Here is a 24,152-nt window from a genome sequence, read left to right as displayed (position 1 = left end):
TACTAATTGTAGGAGCAACGGATATTATTGTGTTTGTCCTTTGTTAATTTTAAATACTAAGTAAATAACCAATCATTTTTATATTGTGATATAATTTCCAATCTTGGGAGTAGATATGTGTTAATACTAGCTTTTCTGCGCTAGGATGAAAAAGGATGTTAAGTGTAAACTGCCATAGAACTGCTTACATAGTACATCGCGCTTGTCGCACAACCTTTACGGAGACTAGAACCAGGAACAAATCAGCATGGTCAATCAGAATTTAACCGCTACAGAAATTGGATTCACTCACGAAGATTTCGCTGCTCTACTTGACAAATACGATTATCATTTTAGCCCTGGCGATGTTGTGCCAGGAACAGTTTTCAGTATAGAGCCGCGCGGCGCTCTGATTGACATTGGTGCTAAAACCGCAGCATATATTCCTATACAAGAAATGTCTATTAACCGGGTGGATAGCCCGGAAGAAGTCTTACAGTCAAACGAAACGCGTGAGTTTTTCATCCTTACCGATGAAAACGAAGATGGTCAATTAACCCTTTCCATTCGCCGTATTGAATATATGCGGGCTTGGGAACGCGTGCGACAGCTGCAAGCAGAAGATGCCACTGTCCGTTCTGGCGTGTTTGCAACCAATCGCGGTGGTGCATTGGTAAGGATTGAAGGATTACGTGGCTTTATCCCAGGTTCTCACATCAGTACTCGCAAACCTAAAGAAGAATTGGTAGGCGAAGAACTGCCATTGAAATTCCTAGAGGTGGATGAAGAACGTAACCGCTTAGTTCTATCTCATCGTCGGGCGTTGGTTGAACGCAAGATGAACCGCCTAGAAGTCGGGGAAGTAGTGATTGGTACAGTTCGTGGTATCAAACCCTACGGTGCTTTCATCGATATTGGTGGTGTCAGTGGTCTACTACACATTTCTGAGATTTCCCACGAACATATTGATACACCTCATAGCGTGTTCAATGTCAATGATGAAGTGAAAGTGATGATCATTGACTTGGATGCAGAAAGGGGTCGCATTTCCCTATCTACCAAGCAGCTAGAACCCGAACCCGGCGACATGATTAAAAACCGGGATTTGGTTTACGATAAGGCAGAAGAAATGGCTGCTAAATATCGTGAACAACTGTTAGCCAAGCAACAAGGTGCTACTGCTGCGCCTGCTGATGTTTTAGCAGAAGAAGATATTCCACCAGCAACAGAACTTGAAGACGAGATTCCACCAGCAGCAGAACTAGAAGAAATTCCACCAGTAGCAGAAATTGAAGAAGTAACTCCAGTAGTTGCGGAAGTTCAAGAAGAGATTCCAGCAGCCACGGAAACTGAAGAAGAAATTCCAGCAGCTATTGAAGAATAATACATTTTATAGTTTTACTTGTTTTTAAGTAAGAGTATTAAATCATTGTATAAAGAGGGTTTTCCCTCTTTTTTTATGTGGAAAATTGGCAACAGGTAGGGGTTAAGAATAAAAACTCATAACTCCTGACTAAATAAGTGGGGTGAAATATTGTGGCAACTATTAAATGTAGAAAAATCACTTTTGATAATATCCAGGCAATTTTGTTTGACAAAAACGGTACTCTAGAAGATTCAGAAACGTATTTGCGATCGCTCGCACAAAAGGCAACAAGATTAATAGATGCTCAAATCCCTGGAACTGGGGAACCCCTATTAATGGCATTTGGCATCAATGGCAATCTTCTAGATCCGGCAGGCTTGATATCGGTAGCGAGTCGCCGCGAAACAGAAGTTGCGGCTGCGGCATATATTGCCGAAACAGGAAAAGGATGGTTTGAGTCCTTAAAAATAGCTCGTCAAGCTTTGGATGAAGCAGAAAAATATATCGAACAAACTCCTTCACCGCTATTTGTGGGTAGCTTAGACTTGTTGAAATACCTACGCAAAGGAGGCTTAAAACTCGGTATCCTCTCAGCTGCAACAACCGATGAAGTAAATAAATTTGTAGCGCATCACCAATTAAGCGATTATATACAGTTAAAAATGGGAGTAGATGAGGGGCCGAGCAAACCAGATCCAGTCCTATTTTTGCAAGCTTGCGAAGCATTGGGAGTTGAACCAGGTGCTACCTTGATGGTAGGTGATGCAGTTGGCGATATGGAAATGGCACGTGATGCTAAAGCCGCAGGTTGTATTGGTATCACTTGGGTGGGTAAGTCAGATAATGTCCGAGGTGCAGATGTGGTGATTAATCAACTTGATGAAATCCAAATTTTAGAAGATTAGCAGCCTTAACAAGTTGAATTCGCAGAGGTTACAGGAACATAAACAAGAGTTACACCGATTTGGGCTAAGGTTAAATCAAGAGTCTGAAACCCGTCTGCGCGGGTTTTGACTTTATAGATGCGGTTTCTAACAGCCGATTTTAGGTTAAATTGACTAAAGCGAAATATCTTGCGTCTATCATACTATTTTTCTTATGTCAAGTAAAACAGGCTAAAATATTAATTACTTCTCACAATTGCAAAACAAGCCATGCAAAACACAGAAACGACGTTAAGGCTTCGCCTGTGGACAGTTGAAGAATACCATCGGATGGCTGAGGCTGGGATTTTTGGTGCAGATGAACGAGTAGAACTCCTAGAAGGAAAGATTATTTGGATGATTGCTAAAGGGACAGCCCATCGTTCAGCAGTGGGGAGAACAGATAGATTACTGCAAAATAGTTTGAGGAATCGGGCTTGGGTATGTATTCAAGACCCAGTAAAGTTAAACGCACGATCTGAACCAGAACCGGATATAGCTGTCGTTAAAGTAGATCCACTAGACTACGCAGACCACCATCCCACTCCAAAAGAAGTTTATCTGATTATTGAAGTAGCAGATAGCAGCCTGAAACTAGACTGCGAAATCAAAGCTAAAGCCTACTCGCAAGTGGGAATTACAGATTATTGGGTGTTAGATGTGGTTAGTCGTCAATTGCACGTCTTTCGAGAACCAACTCAGGATGGCTATCAAAGTGAAGTGATTTTGGCAGAAGATGCGACTATTTCACCTTTAGAGTTTCCTGACTTGAGCATTACGGTTTTAGAAATGTTACCGCCCGTAATTGTAATTACATCTTAGTTGAGAGTTAATTTTATTAAAAATAACGTCTTGAAGTCCGCCGTAAGCATACCCAGAGTGACAAAATACAGTTACTTTCTAATATTAATATTATTTATTTTTGTCCCAAGAATTGATTGATCTTTATCCTTAATTAAAAATTTAGAACTATTAATTTTCATAACTTCATAATTTTCTACCATAAGCACCGAACCTAAAGTAGCCACCATATCTGCAATAGATATCTTAAAAACTAGTGGTATTCTTAAATTCAAAAAGGACTTTGGCATAGTTTTAACATTTAAATACAATTTTTTTTGACTTACATACCATACCCCAGTAAATTTATTCCCTGTTATAAGTTCTTTAGGTTTAGAGAAAAGCAATGTTTGAACCGTGGTTTGTTCATAAGTCATATCATCTTTAAATTCAATAGTAACTTTTTCGGAAGACGTATCAAAACGCCATTTTCCAAAAAGTAAAATTTCTATTTCTATATCAGAATGCTTACTATTACTCATGTTTATCCTCAAATGAGCTTTAGCTCTAATTTTTCCTATTCTTAATAAATGTGCGATTATCGCATAAGAAAGTTTCGTGACAACTTTTTATACGAGAAAAGAATAAATGCATCTGCCAAACTAACCAAGACTTGACCCGCCAAGCTCCCATTGAAAGGTGTTCTGTAGATGATTTTGGGGATAAGTCAAAACTATGTTGATCGTAGTGTAACCATTGGGCTGGTAAGTGTCCCATCGGTGTCATAGGGGACAATTTAAAAGTTAGTTGCTCATAGTCTAACCAGTTTCCCTCTTTTCGCCAACCAAGGCGATCGCCAAGTCTTTTTTCTGTTTCGTAGTCTACCTGACCACCCATTTCGCTCCAGATAGTTTGCTGAACAGTGAAGCCGAAATAGCCATAACTATATTGATCCCAAAGTTGATCAATAGTGTGAAGGTCTTGACAAGAAAAGTTATCAATATCTTCTTTATAAACTTCATTCCAATAATTTTTACTCATGACTTTTAGCATTATTTTAGTGGTTTCAATATCAGCCTCTTTCCAATGATGTTGTGCTAGGAGATCCCGCAATTGGGTATAATCAATACCTTTATTGCTGGGAAATTTTTTTGGCAACGTAACATTGCTATTAGTCAGTCCTATCAATCCTGTTTCTTCAACAGGAGATAGAGAATCTATAGAGACAAAATTTACTTCTGCTATACTTAGCGCTTTTCTTTGATCTGTTAGTTGCTTGGATATATAGTTAGATATTAAATCAATGCCTTTGTCTAAAAAGACACCATTTTCGCTCAAATCAAAATTATGGATTTGCCAATCTAATAATTGAGATTGAATAAAAGCATCTTTTAATCTGGCTTTTTTCTCATAACTTGTCACCATAAAATCGAGAAAACTTTCAGAAATAGCCTGGTTTTTTTCCAGATTAAATAAGTTTGATTGATGCTTTAAAATATTATCACCTAAATTTTTAATATCTCCAACAGTTGCATAAAAATATTCATCTACTTTTATGACTTCATCTATTAAAGATTGAAAGGGACTAAAGTAATCTTGTAAAGAATTTTCAAGGTTGATTGCAGTGTGGGCAATTTTAGCTATTTCTTGACGAATTTTATAGGCTTTTCTTTGATATTCGTAAATCTCTTGATATACTTCTAAATCTTTTACTATTTGCTGAAGAACTTCTTTTTGATTTCTTGTATCTTCTGCAAGGTTTTTAATCCCTTCACCAAGCAATTTTATTTTTTCTAGCATTAAGAAATAAGCATTACTCAGTAGCAAAACTGCTTTGAGATTTTCTTGCTTTTCCCATGTTAGCTCATCAAGTATTTTCGGATTTTTATGATTTTTTAGCTCTAATTTACTTCTTTCGTCTTCTAAGCTTTTTATAGCCAAATATTTTTGTTTAAATAATTCTTTTAAGTCATCCGCAAGATTTAATAAAAAATCATGATAGTTATCCTTGTAATTTTCTAAAAAATCAATAATATGGCTGTAATCTTTAATAAATAATTGAATTTCCTGAAAAACTTCTCCTTGGCTAATTTCTTCTTTTCGCTTAATTATCCCGCCAAGCTGATGACGATATCGAACGCCTTCTTTAATTAATCTTTGACGTTCTCTAATTTTTTTTTGAACTATTTTTACAGCATTATTTTTTAGAACTGGTAATTGATAGGTTCTTTCATAAATTGAAATAGTCTTGTAAGTAATTAGTTGTCTTTGCTGTTTAGTTAGCATGACCTTGATTTTAAAAAGTAAAAATATTCGTTAATCTCTTACCCATTTCAACACCTTTGGGTTTTTGTCATAGCGGTAGGTAAAGCCATCATTAGCAGTAATAGACTTCCCAAGGCTAGCCTTGCTTCTGATGGTGTTAATGCTACAGTCTGTTAATGTCTGCATTTCCTTATGAGAAAGACCTTCGATTGTACCTATCTCGATAGATATTTCTGGTTTAGTTTGGGATTCATTTTTGGGTAAAACATCTATTGTGATTTCAGGCTTTTTAGGAACATTAATGACAACTTCTTTTGCTTTTTGTAGTTGATAATCCTGTACGCTAATAATTTGCCAGCTAGAATCTCCTGATAGCTCCAAAACCCATTGATGATAATTAAACAAACTTTCTCTATGTCCAACACTGATAAAAGTTGTTTTTGTCTTTTGCAACTGTTGATATAAACTCTCTTCGTTTTTCAAATCTAAAGCACTTGTTGCTTCATCTAATATAGTAAATCTAGGATGAGTAATTAGTAGTCGTGCAAATGCAAGGCGTTGTTGTTCTCCTAGTGATAATATGTTCTCCCAAGGAACTTCTGTATCAAAGCCATCTACTCGACTCAATAAGTTTTGTAGGTTGACTTGTTGCAAAACTTCTTTGAGTTCTGCATCGGTCATCTTACGAGTTGTATTAGGATAGAGTAATTGTTCACGCAAAGTTCCCAAAATTATATAAGGACGTTGGGGTAAAAATAACACTTCTTCTAATGGAGGTCGCACTAGACGACCAGTACCTGCATTCCACAAGCCAGCGATCGCTCTCAACAGAGAACTTTTACCTCGACCACTGGGGCCAACAATCAATAAACCTTCTCCGGGTTGAACAGAAAGTGATAAATCTTCAACAATCACCTGTTCATAGTTGGGTGTTTGTAAAGTGATATTCTCGAAAGCGAGATGGTTTTCTTCTATTGTTTTAATAGTACTTACTTTCTCTGGTTCTTTGGTAACAAATTCTAACGCATCTGTAAACTCACCCAAACGTTTAACGTAACTAGAAAATCGTCCCGAAGTTGCAAATTCTCTAATTAATTCTGCCATAGCAGTAGCAAACAAATTACAAGCTAAACTGGCTTGAGCAATTTCTCCAAATTCAATTTCACCTCTAATCTGTAAAGGCCCGAATACTATAAATGGAAATATTTGGATAACCGCCTGATATCCTCTGTTAAAAATATCCTGAGTTAACTCCCAATTAATCTTGCGTTTAGCACTTTGAATAATATTATTAAATCTTTGCTGGATTATATTTAATTCTTTTTTTTCTCCCTGAAAGAAAGCTATTGATTCAGCGTGATTACGTACATGAGTAAGGCTATAAGCATAGTTTGCATCAAATTCGAGTTCCTCTTGTTTAATTTTATTCAATTCTTGAGCCAAATAAACAGCAATTAAATTGCCTATTATCGTATAAACAACCAATACAACTGCAACAAATTGGGAAAGAGACCAGATAATTATTAAAAAAGTTGCCATTTCCAGAACTTTTTCTAGGAAAGTAGCCGAAAACGTGAGAGCATTTCTGATTAAAGGTTCGATTTCTTGGGATATTCGTTGATCTGGATTATCAATATCGGATTTAAAATTGATTTTATAATAGGCACGATTACTTAAATATTTTTCTAAAACATGATTATTTAGCCATTGATACCAATCAAGAGCGATTTTTTTTCTAACAAATTTAGAAAATCCGACTAAGAGTGTTACGCAGATAAGGGCAACACCATAAACTAATAATGTATTAATAAATTCATTAATATCTTTTTCTTCAGTAATGATATCTAGCAAATAGCGGCTAACAAAACTATTAAAGGCTGTTACGCCGACAAGCATTATTATTAATAATATCAGGATAATGAGCATTCCCCATGCACGAATCACGTCTGAAAATGCTCGTCCCCATGCCTCTGTGGGATACCAGTAAGGCCCTGCGATCGCTTTGATATCTTCCCAAAATTGAGTAAAAGCTGAAGGGGTATTGATTAGGGATTGATTATGAACGGTTTTAGATTGCATATTCTAGAAATCAGTTAAGACTCTTGAGGCTGACTGAATAATTTTGGTATTTTACTATATTGACTACATTCTTTGTTTTGCAATGCTTTTAGGGTTTTACAGTAATGTGCAAGCAAACTCTATATGTTTTAGGTGTAGGATGTAGCTCGCGGATATTTTTCCCATCCCATGACAGTAGCGAGCTACTATGTGAGAGCATTGATTATTTAAAAACCCCATTTTTCCATAACTCTAATACCTCGTTGGCTGTAAAATAACGTTCTTGCTCAACAGCAAGAGATTTGATCACTGAACGCATTTTTTCATATTGATTTCTAGGTTGGGGATTTTGTAATTGCTTTTCAAATAGATATTGAAAATTACTGACTCCACTCCATTTGCCGAAGAGAACTTCTATAGTGCTGTAACGCAAAGCAGCATAGCTTTGAGGATCGCTAAACAAAGAATTGACATGGATACCTGATTCGTGGCGTTGAGCAGTTTGAGAGTAAGGGGGAGCAGGACGAATCCCCAGTTGCTCAATGTAATTAGTCACTGCGGCGATCGCATCATAATTAATCCCTTTGACTTCGATTCCGAAACGGACTCGCAACCCATTTAATACCTGCTCGATCGCAACGTTTCCGGCTCTCTCACCAATCCCGGAAAATGTACCCGATACTAAAGTCGCTCCGGCCATAACGGACTGGAGAGTATTTTCGAGAGCCAAGCCCATGTCATTGTGGTAGTGTACCCCGAAAGCAACGCCTGTTGTACGTTGGAGCAGATCATTAACCCAGATATAGCTCTTTTCTGGACTCAGGACTCCGACCGTATCACAAAGCAAAAAGTTTTCAATATAAGGGCTGCATGAGCGAATACATTGCACTAAAAAGTCAAAATCGGCTCTTGAGGCATCCTCGGCGGCAAAGTCTACCCTAAGACCAGCAACTTTAGTGGCATAGCGCAAATTTTCGACAATTGTATCAATAGCGTTTTGGCGAATTATCTCGATTACTTTTGCTGGGATATTGTCATCAATGGTTTTTCCTTTAAACTCGTTCAACAAACGAATCTGAGGATCTCGCAAAAACAGCAGGCGATCGGAAAGACCGTAAAAAAGGATAATGCGCTTAACTCCGTACATTTTGGCTTTATCAATGTACTCCTTTCCCATTAAGGTACAAGCAGTGAGCAGACTATCCAATCCTTCTAATACTAATGATTTGACTAATTCTTCTTCTTGTTTACAAACACTGGGCATGATAGCAAGTCCATGTACTCCCGTTTGAGCAATGGAATAAGCAAGTTTTTGTTTAGTTGGATAAGAGAAGAAAATGCCTGCTTGTTGTTCTCCATCACGCAGGGTTTCATCGGAAATTCTGATAGAAATAGTTTCCATTATACCTATTGCAGAATCATTTTATAGTGGACTAAAGAAAGGGTAAGAATAGACTATTGAAATACTCTATTCTGCTGTATTTACCATCAAATTATGTAATTGTGCCGCTAATAGTTTGACATTGGGTTCATAAAGCATTTGTCCGTGGTTGCCAGGTACAGAAATTACTTTGACAGGCTTTTGAGTATAGGGTTGCCATCCCCAATCGGGTAGATTGTAATCAGAAAAAGCTTGGAGTTCTTGCAAGACAATCTCCTTAACTTCTTGAGCGCGGAATAAAACAATCGGGGCAGAAATTGGATGATTAGGCTGATAATTAGCGTAATTCAGTGTTAGTCCTTTCATTACTTTCATATTGGTTTTGAGTAAAGAAAGGGTGGAGTGTTCCGGTAAAACATTATTTCTGTACAAATACTCTGCCGCTAAATTCCACCTAGCTAGGTCATTAGGTTGAGCAGCTAAATCGTCGTATTGTAGTCCTAAAGAAACTCCCTTTAAAACTTCAATTCGTCGAATTAATTGCCAGATCCAATCAAGCTCTGCTCTATCAGTAAAATACTCAGGCTGAGAAACCAGTCCAGCATCCAAGATAGCTAGTAAACTTATCGTTTCACCTTGCTTTTCGAGTTGGGAAGCCATTTCAAAAGCAACGGCACAACCTGAAGAGTATCCTGCTAATATATATGGGCTTTTCGCTTGCTGTTGACGCAATATATCAATCAATTGAGTTGCATGGGTTACTACTGATTCAGGGAGTGCGCTAGAGCCGTCTCTTCCTGGAGTTTCGAGTCCATATACTGGTCGCTCAGTTCCTAAATTAGTGGCCAAATCTCGAAAATAGAAGCTGTGTCCGTTTGCGCCAGGAAGAAAAAATAGAGGGGTTGCATCTCCTTGAGGTTGGAGTGAAAGTAAATCAGAATTTAACTGTTGAAGCTCAGTATTACAAAGTTGTTCTGCGAGTTGAGCAATAGTAGGATTCTGAAATAAACTACTTAAAGAAAGCTGTTTTCCAAAAACCTGTTGAATATTGTTGAGCAGTTTAATTGCTAATAAAGAATGACCACCCAAATCGAAAAAGTTATCATGAATCCCAATATCTTGATGTTCGAGTACAGCAGACCAAACTTGCGCCAGTTGTTGTTCAATTTCGTTACGTGGAGCTATATATAAACCCTCAATTACTCCATTTGGAGTAGGTAAAGATTTCCGGTCAACTTTGCCATTGGGAGTTAAAGGCAACTCATCCAATACGATGATCTGAGCCGGGATCATATAATCGGGAAGACGGGATTTTAGATGATTTTTTAATTGGGTAGACAAATCATTGGTGATTCCCGTTACATAAGCAATTAAACTCTGGTTACTCTCAGTTTTATATAAGGTGACAATTGCTTCTTTAACTAATGGATGTTGCAACAAAATCGATTCAATTTCACCGAGTTCAATTCTAAAGCCCCGTAATTTAATCTGATTGTCTATTCGACCCAGATATTCAAGGTTTCCGTCAGATTTCCATCTTGCTAAATCGCCAGTTTTGTAAATTCGCTCAATCTGACCGAATAATTCAATTTTGATAAATTTTTCGGCTGTTAAATCTGGACGATTTAGATAGCCTCGTGCCAAACCCACACCAGCGATGCATAATTCTCCAGGTATGCCAGTGGGTAATGGTTGGTTGTGAGGATCTAATATATAGATGCGGATATTAGATAATGGTTGACCAATGGGTGGTTTCTTTCCATTAGGATGACAAAGTGCGATGCCTGCGGCAAGCATAGCTAACGCAGCATTAACCGTAGATTCTGTAGGCCCGTAGCAATTAAAGAAACGCCGTCCCGTTGTTGCCCACTGAGTAACTAATTCGGCTGGACAAGCCTCACCACCAACGCCTATGGTTTGCAAATCGGGTAAGGTCGCTTGAGGTAAGAGAGATAAGGCCGAAGGAGGTAAAAAGCTGTGGGAAATCTTGTGACGAGTTAAAAAGTCAACTAAAATTTGACTGGGTAACAAGGTTTCTTTTTTAGCAAGATACAAGCAAGCACCAGTGACGAAGGTAGTCGCAATTTCAGCAACAGATAAATCAAAACTAAAGGAACCAAACTGAAGTAAACGGCTGTTTTGTTTAACTTGAAAAGTTTCAGCCCAAGCCAAGCTTAAATTGACAATTGCTTGATGCTCAATCATTACCCCTTTTGGTCGTCCTGTCGAACCAGAAGTATAGATCACATAAGCTAAATTATTAGGCGTACTTTGAGGGCTAGGATTTTCTTTTAACGTGATAAAAGTTTCCTGATCTAAACAAATTATTTGACAGGGGTTTTTCAGTTCAGCGATTGGTAATTGATTTAGCAGAAAACTTTGGGTCAGCAACACTGATGTCCCAGAATCTTCTAACATGAACTCAATACGCTCTTTAGGATAATTGGGATCAATCGGCACATAAGCCCCGCCTGCTTTAAGGATAGCGAGTACACCGATAATCATTTCACTAGATCGTTCAACGCAGATAGCAATTAAAGTGTCTGGTTTAATTTGGTAATTTTGAATTAGATAATGAGTAAGTTGGTTCGCTTTTTGATTGAGTTGCTGATAAGTTAAGCTTTGGGATTCAAACACCAAAGCGAGATTATTAGGGTTTTTAGCAACTTGTTGTTCAAATATCTCAGCTAAAGTTTTATCGTCAGGATAAGAGTTTTGAGTTTGATTCCAGCGTTGTAGTTGCAGAAGTTCGGGCGCTGTCATCAAAGGTAAAGTATTGATAGGCTGTTGAGGATTATCAATAATTCCCTTTAGCAGAACTTCAAACTGTTCCGCCATCCGTTGGATAGTAGCCTTTTCAAAAAGATCGGTGGTGTATTCCCAAGTTAAATCTAACTGGTTATTAGATTCTATTACCATCAGTGTTAGGTCAAACTTAGCAAACGGATAGCTTAATGGGAGCCATTCAATCTCTAAGCCTGGTAAACTCAGGTCGGGACTTTCATTATTTTCTAGTGCGAACATGACCTGGAATAAGGAGTTATGGCTCATACTGCGTTCTGGTTGCAACTGTTCTACCAGATACTCAAAGGGAATGTCTTGGTGAGAGTATGCATCTAAACAATTTTGGCGAGTTTGTTGCAGGAACTCGATAAAACTTTGCTCAGGCTTGATTTGGTTACGCAGTATCAAAGTATTGACAAAAAAGCCAATTAATCCTTCCGTATAGCTATGGGTGCGGTTAGCAATAGGAGAACCAATACATAAGTCTTCTTGGCGACTGTAACGAGAAAGCAAAATATTGAAAGCCGTCAACAAAGTCATAAACAAACTTGTCCCTTGTTGTTGACTTAGAGTTTTAATGGCAAGAGTTAAGTCAGCCGATAAAGAATAGCGATCGCGATCGCCTCGGTAGCTTTGCAATGCCGGACGAGGATAATCGGTAGGCAATTCCAGTAATGGAGGAGCATCACTGAGTTGATTTTTCCAGTAGTTGATCTGGGTTTCTAATACCTCTCCTTGTAACCAGTGGCGTTGCCAGTTTGCGTAGTCGCTGTATTGAATGGGTAATGGTGCAAGTGTTGGGGTATGACCTAGGGCAAAGGCAGTATAGACTTCCCGTAACTCACGGACAAAGACCCCCATTGACCAGCCATCACTAATAATGTGGTGCATAATTATGAGCAACACATATTTGTGATCCTTCAATTGCAGCAGTTTTGCTTTAAATAAAGGGCTAGTGTTTAAGTCAAAGGGTTCTTGAACATGAGTATCGATAAAACGCTGAACGGTTGTTTCTTGATTCCCAGTCCCCAGTACCTGGTACGTTAAAACTTCGATGTCGTCTAAATTTGCGATCGCAACCTGGGGTTGTCCTGCCACTGTGGGAAAATACATTCTCAGACTCTCGTGCCGATTCAGCAGATAAGCCAAACTAGAATGCAGGGCATCAATATTGAGGTTTCCATCCAGTTGTAAAGCGATCGGCATATTATAACTAGCTGATGGGCCTTGGAGTTGCCCTAACAGCCAGAGGCGTTGTTGAGCAAAGGAAAGTGGTTTGGGGACATCATCTGCTAAAGTTGGAATTTCCTCTGCCATGACAGAGCCAGCTTTGGCAGAATTTAAGAACGCTAATATATCTGCTTTGTTGGCTTGAATTTCTTGCTTGAGTTCAGAAGTTAAGGCGTTTTTACTAGTACGAAGCCGTAACTTATCATCTTCAGCCCAAATTTTGCAGCCTATGTTCTGCAAACGAAGCATTAAAGAAACTATTTGCTGATTTTGTGTCATAGTCATAGTTCAATTTCCTCTTCGTCTGAGTTTAAAGGTTGTATATCTGCTGTGGAAAAATTAACCCAAATGCAGCTATCTATATAATTTGCCAATTCGCTGAGGATAGGAGACTCAAATACTTGTCGCAGTGGCAGTTCTACTTTAAAAGTGTCGCGGATGCGGTAGCACATTTGGGTGGCTAGTAGGGAATGTCCTCCCAACTTGAAGAAGTTATCATGGCGGGCGATCGCTTCATATTTAAGCAGCTTCGCCCACAATTCGGCCAGCAATTTTTCTGTCGGGGTTACAGGCAATTCAATGTTTGTTGATGAAATGGTTGCATTTGGTGCGGGTAAAGCTTTACGATCTACTTTGCCATTTGGTGTTAGTGGCAGTTTTTCTAAAACAATAAAATGGCTAGGAATCATATAATCTGGAAGAGTTTTTTCCAGATTATCTCGCCATTCTTCTAATAACGCTGGCTCAACTTGATTGGTGCGATATTGTAATGGTTGGTTAGCATAATGTTGCCAAGGTTTCAACCGCAAATTTCCCTCTTGATTCAATCGTGGTAGTGTCACCTGTCCAGGAATATTCCGTTGAAAAACAACATCGTAATCAGAAAATTGCGTGGGGCTATATTGGATAAAAGGCGTATAGGGCAAATCTCGTACTAAATTTCGGAATGCTTCGGGTTCTATCCCTGATCTGACTTCGGTAACTGCGGCTTTTAAGTCTGAAACTGTACCATCCAATTGACTAATTTTTTCTAACAGCACCATTTCTGAAGTTAGACGCGCATTCGGAATATTCTTAATACCTATAAAATCGGGTTGCTGAGTTGTTAAAATTCTCTCGATTTTTTCTAAATTGAGTTGCTCAGTTTGCCAATCTAACCATTCAGGTTCCGCGACGGGAGTATCTGTTTGATCCAAATGTAAAACAACGTCATAACGAAAACGGTTCATTTCCGTCTGACCATAACCTCGTTTCATTTGGATTTGTACATGACTAATCCGAGGAAATCTTTGTTTTAGGGCGATAAATAAATTAGGGTCAATTAGTAACTCGCCTTCGGTGTGAATACTTTTTTGAATCTGTTGACGCAAATCCTTAATTGATAATTCATCTGGGGCACGATAAAATTTAACGGCGGTATGAAAAACCTCTAGTAAATGGAGATTTCGCACATCTCCAATAAATATTTTTCCTTGATTTCTCACCGCACTAACAGCACCACCAATAACTTCTAACAAGTAGTCCAAAGAAGGAAAATACTGAATAACAGAATTGAGTATTACCAGGTCATAATTATTTGTCTCAATACCGTTAAATTGGTTAGCTGCACTTTGTTTTAAAGTAACTTTTTCTTTGAGAGATTGCTGTGGAAGATATTGTTCAATATAATGTAACCCTGCTGCGGCAATATCTGTACCCAGGTACTTTTGACAATGGGGAGCAATTTTTAACAATAACATCCCTGTCCCGCAACCAATTTCCCAAACCCGTTTGGGTGCAAGTTCCAGAATTTGGTCAATAGTTTTATCCCGCCATTCTTGCATTACAGCTTTGGGATAAGGTTTATCTGTATAGCTATCATTCCAGCTAGCCAAATTCAGCGTTGGGTCATCTTCTGGATCTTGTGATTTATGGTAAGCATCATTGAAAACTTGTTGCCATAATTCCACCTGTTCACCTTGAAGGTCTTCATCCTCTGTTTCTGTTGGGACAATGTATGCTAATAGACGTTGATCGAAATCACTGTCTTCTCGTATAATGACAACTGCTTCCTGAATTTTTGAGTGTTTGAGTAAAGACGCTTCAATCTCACCTAATTCAATGCGGAAACCACGAAGTTTGACCTGGCGATCGATGCGACCTAAATATTGCAAATTGCCGTCAGGTAGCCAACGAGCTAAATCGCCAGTTTTATAAATTCGCTCAGTTTGGTTGAAGAGATTGAGGTCAATGAATTTTTCACCACTCAAATCGGGACGATTCAAATAGCCCTGTGCTAAACCTGCACCTGCAATGCAGAGTTCCCCAGGAATACCAGGAGGAAGAGGTTGGTTATAGGTGTCTAGAATATAAATGCGGGTGTTAGCAATGGGCTTCCCGATAGATACCACAGCGCCTTGAGAATAGTTTTTTCTCTCAAAAGTATTTATCTGATAAATATCTGACCAAATAGTGGTTTCTGTCGGGCCATAAAGATTCCAGAGTTCAGCACTTCTTTCTAGTAGTTGATTAGCAAGTTCCCAGGTTAAAGCCTCACCACCGCAGAGGATTTTTAGTTGTGTTGAACCTTTCCATCCGGCGGCTAATAATATGCGCCAAGTCGCTGGAGTCGCTTGCATGAAAGTGATACCATTAAGCAATTTTTCTGATAACTGTAAACTGTCAGAAGCAATTTCACGACTGACTAGAACAATTTTGGCTCCTACTATAAGAGGCAAATAAATTTCCAGTGCAGCAATATCAAAGGATATAGTGGTAATAGCCAGAAGAGTATCGGATGCAGCTATTCTAGGCTTTTCCTTCATTGAATATAAGAAATTCGTCAGTGAAGAGTGACAAACTGCTACACCTTTTGGCCTTCCTGTAGAACCAGAAGTATAAATTACATAAGCCAAATCATCAGGGCTACTTTGTAAGTTGAGATTATTTGTTGGCTGATTAGCCCATGTTTCTTTCTCTAGAAATACTACTTGACAGGGATTTTTTAGTTTTTCTAAGGGAAGTTGCTTTTTATTGGTATTTGTTGTTAGTAATACAGAAGCATTACTATCTTCGAGCATTAAATGAATGCGTTCTTGAGGATAACTCGGATCAATCGGCACGTAAGCGCCACCCGCTTTGAGAATAGCAAACAAGCCAATGACCATTAAGAGCGATCGCTCCACACAAATCGCAATCAATGGATTATCAGGTAATTGTTGCTCCCTTTTGAGTTCCAACAAATAATGGGCTAGCTGATTAGCTTTTTGGTTGAGTTCTTGATAACTCAGGCTTTGATCTTCAAACACCACCGCAATTTTATCGGGCATTTGTGCTGCTTGTTGTTCAAACAGACTCACCAAAGTCTGATTTTTGGGATAATTGATATTGGTTTGATTCCAAATTTGCAGTTGTTGAATTTCTGCGGTTGTGATTAAGGGTAGTTTACTGATCGGTTGTTGGGGATTTTGGGCGATTGCTTCCAGCAAGACTTCAAAGTGTCCCGCCATCCGTTGAATTGTTTCTACTTCAAATAAATCTGTGGCATATTCCCACATACAATGCAGTTGGCCGCCCCTTTCGCAAAGATCCAGTGTTAGGTCAAACTTGGCAAATGGTAAACTTTGCTCTAAGTATTGAATATCCAGCCCTGGTAAACTAATATTTTTCCCCACTTCTTGAGTATTTTGGAACACCATCATCACTTGGAATAAGGGATTATGGCTCAGACTGCGTTCTGGTTGTAACTGTTCTACTAAATACTCAAAGGGAATATCTTGATGAGCGTAGGCATCTAGGCAAGTTTGGCGGGTTTGTTGGAGTAACTGACTAAATCCTTGCTCTGGCTTAATTTTGCTCCGCAATACTAAGGTGTTTACAAAAAAGCCAATCAATGATTCTGTGTTGCTATGGGTGCGGTTAGCGATCGCAGAACCAATACATAAATCCTCTTGACGGCTGTAACGAGATAGTAAAATACTAAAAGCCGTTAACAGGGTCATAAACAAACTAACCCCGTGTTTTTGACTGACAATTTTGAGTTTCTGAGTCAGTTCACTGCTTAAAGAATATTCCTCACGCCCACCTTGGTAACTTTGTTGCGCTGGACGGGGATGATCGGTAGGCAAATCCAGCAATCGGGTAGCATCGCCTAGTTGTTGTTTCCAGTAATTTTCCTGGCTTTCTAAAATCTCTCCTTGTAGCCAACTACGTTGCCAAGCTGCATAATCGCTATACTGAATCGGCAACGGTGACAAATTAGGAGTATACCCCGCAGCAAAAGCAGCATAAGCTTGTTCCCATTCGCGCTTAAACACACCCATTGACCAGCCATCGCTGATAATGTGGTGCATGTTAATCATCAGTACATTTTTCTCTTCACTAAGTTGCAGCAGTTGTGCTTTGAACAGGGGGCCAGTATTTAAATCGAAGGGTTCTTGTGCATGGGTATCGGCTAAACGTTGTACAGTTTCTGCTTGAGACTGAGGATCGAGTGACTGTAAATCTGCGATTGTCAGTACTTCTATATCCTCTGAATTTTGGACGACTACTTGCGCCTCTCCCTCCAGTGCTGGAAAATAAGTGCGTAGAATGGCATGGCGATCGAGGAGATAATCAAAACTTGCACGCAACGCCTCTATATTCAACTTGCCGTCAAGTTGCAGCGCTGTTGACATATTGTAGGTAGCCGAAGTTCCTATGCCTTCAAGTTGGTCTAAAAACCAAAGTCTTGATTGGGAATAGGACAAAATTTTAGGAGCATTTTCAGGCTGTGGTGTAATGGGTGGTAAGGCGACACTCGAAGTAGCCTTGTCAATTTCTCCTGCCAACTCAGACAAAACACTTTGCTCAAATACCTTACGGACAGGCACTTCTACCCCAAAACTGTCACGAATACGAGTAACTAATTGGGTTGCTAATAAAGAATGTCCCCCCAGTTCAAAGAAGTTATCTTGACGACCGATAGACTTAGCTTTTAAAAGATTTTGCCATAAAGTAGCCAGCAGTTCTTCAGTTGGAGTAACAAGGGTTTCAAAGTTAGTAGAAGTAGCTGTATCTGGTGCTGGTAATACTCTACGATCTAATTTACCGTTAGGGGTAAGGGGCAACTGATCCAATACCATAATCTGGCTAGGAATCATGTAATTCGGCAGGCGAATTTTTAGGTAGTCTTTAAGTTGACTCGCTAAATTGCTGGATATTTCCTTTGCCGTGACATAAGCTACTAACCTGGGATTATTATCAGTTTCATATAAAATAACAACAGCTTCTTTAACTAAAGAGTGCTGCAATAATAGCGATTCAATCTCACCAAGTTCGATTCGGAAGCCCCGCAGTTTAACTTGATCGTCAATGCGACCGAGATATTCAAGATTTCCATCGTCTCTCCATCTTGCTAAGTCGCCAGTTTTGTAAATTCGCTCAGTTTTGCCAAATATTTCAACTTCAACAAATTTTTCGGCGGTAGTTTCAGGACGATTGAGATAGCCTCGTGCTAAACCAACGCCAGCGATACACAATTCCCCAGGGATTCCTGCGGGTAATGGTTGATTGTGAGCATCTAATATATAGATGCGGATATTAGACAACGGTTTACCAATGGGCGGTTTTTTTCCATTATGATCACACAGAGCGATCGCAGCAGTTACTGTAGATTCTGTAGGCCCGTAGCAATTAAAAAAATGTCGTTTTGTTCCCCACTGTGCTACCAATTCTGCTGAACAAGCTTCACCACCAACAGTTAGACATTGTAAATCGGGTAAGGTCGCTTGAGGTAAGACAGATAAGGCCGAAGGAGATAAAAAGCTGTGGGTAATTTTGCGATTGATTAAGAAGTCAACTAAAATTTGGCTGGGTAATAAGGTATCTTTTTGAGCAAGATATAAGCAAGCACCAGTGACAAAGGTAGTTGCAATTTCAGCGACAGATAAATCGAAACTAAAAGAACCAAACTGAAGCAAACGGCTATCGTGTTGAACTTTAAAAGTTTCAGCCCAGACTAAGCTGAGATTGACAATTGCGCGATGCTCAATCATCACCCCCTTTGGTCGCCCCGTTGAACCAGAGGTATAAATTATATAAGCTAAATTATCAGGAGTAGTTTTAGAATTGGGATTATCTATTGATTCTTGAGCAAAAGTTTCCTCATCCAAACAAATGACCTGGTATTTGAGTTTAGCTAGAGGTAATTGTTCTTTAAGGTGACTTTGGGTCAGCAACACTGATATCCCAGAATCTTCTAACATGAACTCAATTCGTTCTTGAGGATAATTGGGGTCAATCGGCACATAAGCTCCACCCGCTTTGAAGATACCGAGAACACCAATAATCATTTCTAAAGACCGTTCAACGCAGATACCAATTAAAGTGTCTGACTTAATTTGATAATTTTGAATTAAATAATGAGCTAGTTGGTTTGCTTTTTGATTAAGTTGTTGGTAGGTTAAGCTTTGAGATTCAAATACTAAAGCGAGATTATTAGGGTTTTTGGCAGCTTGAGCTTCAAACAAGTCAACTAAAGTTTGATTTAGGGGATAATCAGTTTTAGTTTGATTCCAGTTTTGGAGTTGCTGACGTTCGCTTTCTGCGATTAATGGCAGATTATTAATATTTTGTTGAGGATTATCAAAAATTCCCTGAAGTAAAACGGCAAAATGCCCCGTCAGCCGTTGAATGGTTTTAGCGTCAAACAAATCGGTTGCGTATTCCCATTCTCCTACCAAGCCTTGAGGAGTTTCACGGAACATCAGCGACAAATCAAACAGCGTCGTTGTGTTTTCCCACTCAAAACGGGTTAGAGATAATCCAGGAGTTTCTAGTTTCTCTTGGGTTCCACTTTGCAAACCAAACGCCACTTGAAATAGGGGATGATGAGAAAGCGATCGCTCTAAACCCAATTCATCGACTAGTTTCTCAAAGGGTAAATCTTGATGGTCATAAGCATCCAGAGTTACTTGCTTTACTCGTTCGAGTAATTCTAAGAAAGTTGGATTCCCTTGCAGATTGGTACGTAATGCCAAGGTATTGACAAAAAAGCCAATTAGGGGTTCTGTCTCACGACGGTTGCGATTAGCGATCGCAGAACCAACTACAATATCCTGTTGACCACTGTAGCGCGACAATAACAGCGTAAATACTGCAAGCATTGTCATAAACAGGGTAGTTCCTGATTCTTGACTTAAACGCTTCAGCTTCTGCGTTAAATCTTGATTGAGTTCTAAAAACTCACTCCGTCCCCTAAAGCTTTGCACTGATGGACGGGGTTGATCTGTGGGCAATTCTAACAGAGGCGGGACTCCCGCTAATTGTTTTTGCCAGTAATTGAGTTGGGTTTGCAGTACCTCTTTCTGTAACCACTGTCTTTGCCAGTGGGCGAAATCGGCATATTGTAGAGATAATTCGGGTAAAGGAGAAGGTTTTCCAGCGCAGAAAGCAGTATAAAGGCTGAACAATTCCCGGCGAAAGATGTCCATTGACCAGCCATCACAAACAATATGATGGATAACCAGCAACAGCAAATGAGATTGATCGGCCAGTTGCAACAACTTTACCCGCAGCAAAGGAGGGTTTGATAAATCAAAGGGCTTTTGTAATTCTTCTGCTGCTAACTGCTGCGCCTTGCCTAACTGGACTGCTTCTATCAATTGTCGCCAGTCTAGCAGTTGCATTGTCAGTTGCGGATGAGCATGAATCACCTGTATCGGTGACTCATCGACAACACAGAAACTAGTACGTAAGACCTCATGACGTTGGATAATTTCTGCGATCGCTTTTTCTAACGCACTTATATTCAAAAATCCGCGAATCTGCCAGAAAAACGGTACGTTATAGACACAATTTTCGCCTTCTAGTTGGTCGAGAAACCACAGTCTTTGTTGAGCAAAAGAGAGGGGAAGGGGTTGCTTTCTTGATACGGGTGTTAGGGGTGGAGTTAGCCTGTTATTATTTTGTGCAGATTGTTGCTGCTTTTTCAGCTTTTGTAAAACTAATTCTCGTTTTTCTGGTGAAAGTCCTTCTAGACGTTTTAGTATATCGCTCATAATATTTATTGTTTAAAATTAATTTTTTATCGAACCACAGAGACACAGATAACACAGAGAGATAACAAAAATATTGAGTAGTTGAATTAATATTTACAAAAGCAATTCTTGCGTCACTTCTTGGTCTGATAACTGATCAACTTCCTTTAAAATATGTGCTAGATCATCATTTTCTGCTTGTTCAATCTGTTGGGCGATCGCTTTTTGGGCAAGTTCAGCAATGGTCGGATTTTCAAACAGATAACGGAGAGGAAAATCTACAGAAAAAGCTTCTCTTAATCGAGAAATTGCTTGTGTAGCTAGTAAAGAATGTCCCCCTAACTCAAAAAAGTTATCGTGAATTCCAACCTGTTTTACTTTGAGAACTTCAACCCAAATCGTAGCTAATTCTTGTTCGGTAGGCGTGCGAGGGGCAACAAAATTAACCTCTAGATTTCTTTGGGAAGTATCTGGTGCGGGCAAAGCCCTGTGATTGATTTTACTATTAGGTGTTAAGGGAAATGCCTCTAGAAATACGAAGGCGGCGGGAATCATGTAGTCAGGTAGCTTATGCTTGAGAAAGTTTCGCAGTGTACTAGGCGTTGGTTGATTATCTGTGGTGACAAGATAAGCCACTAAATACTTATTACCAGGTTCATCTTCTCGCACAATAACAACAACTTGTTTGATGTCAGGGTGCTGATTTAAAAATGCCTCAATTTCTCCTAATTCAATGCGAAAGCCGCGAATTTTAACTTGTGTATCAATTCGACCGATAAATTCCAGGTTTCCATCAGGGAGACGACGTGCTAAATCTCCGCTTCTGTAAAGTGTATCTCCCTTAATAAAAGGATTAGGAATAAATTTTTCACTAGTTAATGTTGGTTGATTTAAGTAACCTCTAGCAACGCTCGCTCCACCCACATAAAGTTCCCCAGAAATGCCAATTGCAACTCTGTGTAAATCCCCATCTAGTAAGTAAACTATCCTGTCACCGATGGGTTTTCCAATGGGAATTGAATTCACATCTTCAGCAAGTTGTTTAGGAATCGGGTAACAACAAGTAAAAACTGTACATTCTGAAGGGCCATAGCCATTAATTAATTGCGTTCCCGGCAATAGTTCTAAGGCGCGACGCACATGAGTTACAGAAACGGATTCTCCCCCAAACAGTAGTTGTTTTACGCCTGACAATCCTTGCGGCATTGTCTCAATCATGAGATTGAATAAGGCTGTAGTCAGAAATAAGGTGTTAACTCTTTGTTCTTGAATAATCTGGCTTAAGCCTTCTGGTGTGGGAATTTTATCTGGAAAAAGTACACAACGCCCACCGTAAAGCAATGGCGGCCAAAGTTCTAAGGTTAGTGCATCCCAAGAAATCGATGAATGTTGTAGCCAAATCTGTTCTGCATCAAGGTGAATATAATCAACCCCAAACATAAAACCAATAATGCTACGATGGGTAACTTCCGTTCCCTTTGGTGTTCCCGTCGTGCCAGAGGTATAAATGATATAAGCTAAGTTTTCTGGATTAACTTCACTGAGCAAATTTTCTTCTTTGTGTTGAGCGATTATTTGCCAATCTGAGTCAAGATTAACTACAGTTTGATTATCAATTGGGAGTCTATTTTGTAAATGAGTTTGTGTTAGTAAGATGGGTGTCTGTAAATCTTCCAGCATGAGCGCTAGTCGATCTGTTGGATAAGCGGGATCTAACGGAACATAAGCCCCGCCTGCTTTTAGGATCGCCAGTATTCCTACTACCATTTCGAGCGATCGCTCTATACAAATTCCCACCCGTACTTCTGGTTTAACTCCCAGCCCTTTTAAATAATGGGCTAATTGATTGGCGCGGTTATTCAACTCCCGATAAGTTAAATGTTGCTTTTCATATATAAGTGCGATTGCATCAGGAGTTTTTTCTACCTGTTCTTCAAATAAAATATGAATACATTTGTAATGAATAGAATCTATATTTTTATTATTCTCTTGTAGAATTATCTCTTCCTCTTCGGCTGCATCGAGCAGGGATAATTGGCAAATATCTTGTTGTAAATTGGCTCCCATCCCTGATAGCAATGTTTGGAAATGTCCAATCATCCGCTCAATTGTCTCTTGCTCAAAACGACCAATATCATAGACAATCCTTCCAGACAATTTTGATTCAGGATTAATTACCACTGTTAACGGATAATTCGTGCGTTCAAAACAACGAAGATGACTAATTTCTAAAGTTTTTTTGGTTTCCTGTTCAGCAGAATCTAGTGGATAATTTTCAAATACTAAAAGGCTCTCGAACAGAGGCATTCCTGGGGGAACATCGCTCAAACGCTGAATTTCTGCCAGTGAATAATAAGCATACTGTTCCTGTTCAAATGCTTGACTTTGTAATTGCTTGAGCCAGGGTAATAATTCTGCTTTTGGTGTAATTTGTACCCGTATGGGGAGGGTGTTGATTAATAGCCCCACCATCGAATCCACTCCGACAAGCGTTGGTGGACGACCAGATACAGTTGCACCAAAGACCACATCGCTTTCCCCTCTGTAGCGGGAAATTAGTAACGCCCATGCTCCCTGCACCAAATTATTCAAAGTTAAATGGTGCTGTCGCGCCGCATATTGCAATTTTTCAGTTACCGTTTGGGATAATTGAAAACGTTGCTCATTATATATTTCCAGTCCCCTGTTCCCTGTTCCTTGTACCCTATTTCCTATTAAAGGTGTAGGAACTTCAAACCCCTGGAGAGTTTTTTGCCAAAAATTCTTTGCTTGATCAATATCCTGTTGCTGTAACCAATTAATATACTCTCGATAGGGGCGAACGTGTTGGAGGCGTAAATGTTCGCCTCGCTGATGTGCTTCATAGAAAGCTAAAACTTCTTTGAGAATAATCTGCATCGACCAACCATCAAAGAGGATATGATGATGACTCCAAATAAATTGGTAAGTATAGTCCTCTAGTTGGATGATGGTGAAGCGCATCAGAGGAGCAACATCCAATTCAAATCCTTTTTGGCGATCGCATTTCAAAAAATTCTCTAAATGCTCTTGTTGTTCATCAGGCGTGAAATTCCGCCAGTCCAGTTCCTCCCACGGCAGATTCACTTGCTTACTCACCATTTGCAAGGGCTTTTCTATCTCTTCCCAATAAAAGGAACTGCGTAAAATTGGGTGTCGTGCAACAACCTGTTCCCAAGCTTGCTGGAAAGCAGTAAAATTCAATTTCCCAGAGAGGATACAAAGCAACTGCTCAAAATAAACTTCCGATTCTGGCGCATAAAGGGTATGAAAGAGCATCCCCTGCTGCATGGGCGAAAGTTCATAAAGGTCTTCGATGTTGTTCATGAAACTACCTCGGATTGGGGAATGGGAAATGGGGAATGGGGAAT

10 protein-coding genes are annotated in these 24,152 nt (G+C 39.4%); 3 read left to right on the top strand and 7 right to left on the bottom strand.

Annotated elements, in window-relative coordinates:
• Positions 1–247 precede the first annotated feature (247 nt).
• The 3 genes from H6G86_RS03795 (at position 248) to H6G86_RS03785 (ending at position 3,090) form a co-directional block, all read left to right on the top strand.
• On the top strand, positions 248–1,363 hold the full coding sequence (locus H6G86_RS03795) for a 30S ribosomal protein S1 (RefSeq protein WP_190933188.1): 1,116 nt from the start codon (positions 248–250) through the stop codon (positions 1,361–1,363).
• 152 nt (positions 1,364–1,515) lie between these two features.
• The gene (locus tag H6G86_RS03790; protein ID WP_190933187.1) at positions 1,516–2,250 is read left to right on the top strand and encodes an HAD family hydrolase; all 735 of its coding nucleotides are present in this window, start codon (positions 1,516–1,518) and stop codon (positions 2,248–2,250) included.
• A gap of 249 nt (positions 2,251–2,499) precedes the next feature.
• Positions 2,500–3,090 carry a Uma2 family endonuclease gene (locus tag H6G86_RS03785; RefSeq protein WP_190933186.1) on the top strand — a complete coding sequence of 197 codons (591 nt, stop codon included), beginning with the start codon at positions 2,500–2,502 and terminating at the stop codon, positions 3,088–3,090.
• Between the two features lie 71 nt (positions 3,091–3,161).
• Here H6G86_RS03785 and H6G86_RS03780 read toward each other — a convergent pair whose 3' ends face one another.
• The 7 genes from H6G86_RS03780 to H6G86_RS03750 all read right to left on the bottom strand — a co-directional run bounded on the left by H6G86_RS03780 (position 3,162) and on the right by H6G86_RS03750 (position 24,108).
• Positions 3,162–3,590: a hypothetical protein gene (locus H6G86_RS03780; RefSeq protein WP_190933185.1), complete on the bottom strand. Its 429-nt coding sequence runs from the start codon at positions 3,588–3,590 to the stop codon at positions 3,162–3,164.
• Between the two features lie 25 nt (positions 3,591–3,615).
• On the bottom strand, positions 3,616–5,334 hold the full coding sequence (locus tag H6G86_RS03775; protein WP_190933184.1) for a GUN4 domain-containing protein: 1,719 nt from the start codon (positions 5,332–5,334) through the stop codon (positions 3,616–3,618).
• Between the two features lie 30 nt (positions 5,335–5,364).
• Positions 5,365–7,392, bottom strand: a complete 2,028-nt coding sequence (locus tag H6G86_RS03770) for an ABC transporter ATP-binding protein/permease (protein ID WP_190933183.1) — start codon at positions 7,390–7,392, stop codon at positions 5,365–5,367.
• A 202-nt stretch (positions 7,393–7,594) separates the two neighbouring features.
• A complete protein-coding gene (locus H6G86_RS03765) occupies positions 7,595–8,773 on the bottom strand; it encodes a hydroxymethylglutaryl-CoA lyase-like TIM-barrel protein (RefSeq protein WP_190933182.1) in 1,179 nt (392 codons plus the stop codon).
• A 66-nt stretch (positions 8,774–8,839) separates the two neighbouring features.
• Positions 8,840–13,051 (bottom strand): non-ribosomal peptide synthetase, encoded by a 4,212-nt coding sequence (locus H6G86_RS03760; RefSeq protein ID WP_190933181.1) that lies wholly within the window; start codon positions 13,049–13,051, stop codon positions 8,840–8,842.
• Positions 13,048–20,784 (bottom strand): non-ribosomal peptide synthetase, encoded by a 7,737-nt coding sequence (locus H6G86_RS03755; protein ID WP_190933180.1) that lies wholly within the window; start codon positions 20,782–20,784, stop codon positions 13,048–13,050. Before H6G86_RS03755 ends, H6G86_RS03760 begins: the two co-directional genes overlap by 4 nt.
• A gap of 93 nt (positions 20,785–20,877) precedes the next feature.
• Complete coding sequence (locus tag H6G86_RS03750; RefSeq protein WP_190933179.1) at positions 20,878–24,108, bottom strand: non-ribosomal peptide synthetase; 3,231 nt, start codon at positions 24,106–24,108, stop codon at positions 20,878–20,880.
• Between the last annotated feature and the right edge of the window lie 44 nt (positions 24,109–24,152).

Source organism: Nostoc sp. FACHB-133 (genome assembly GCF_014698055.1).
Lineage (GTDB): Bacteria > Cyanobacteriota > Cyanobacteriia > Cyanobacteriales > Nostocaceae > Nostoc.
The sequence above is the reverse complement of the archived record's forward strand: the minus strand, read 5'-3'. Positions and strand labels throughout refer to the sequence as shown.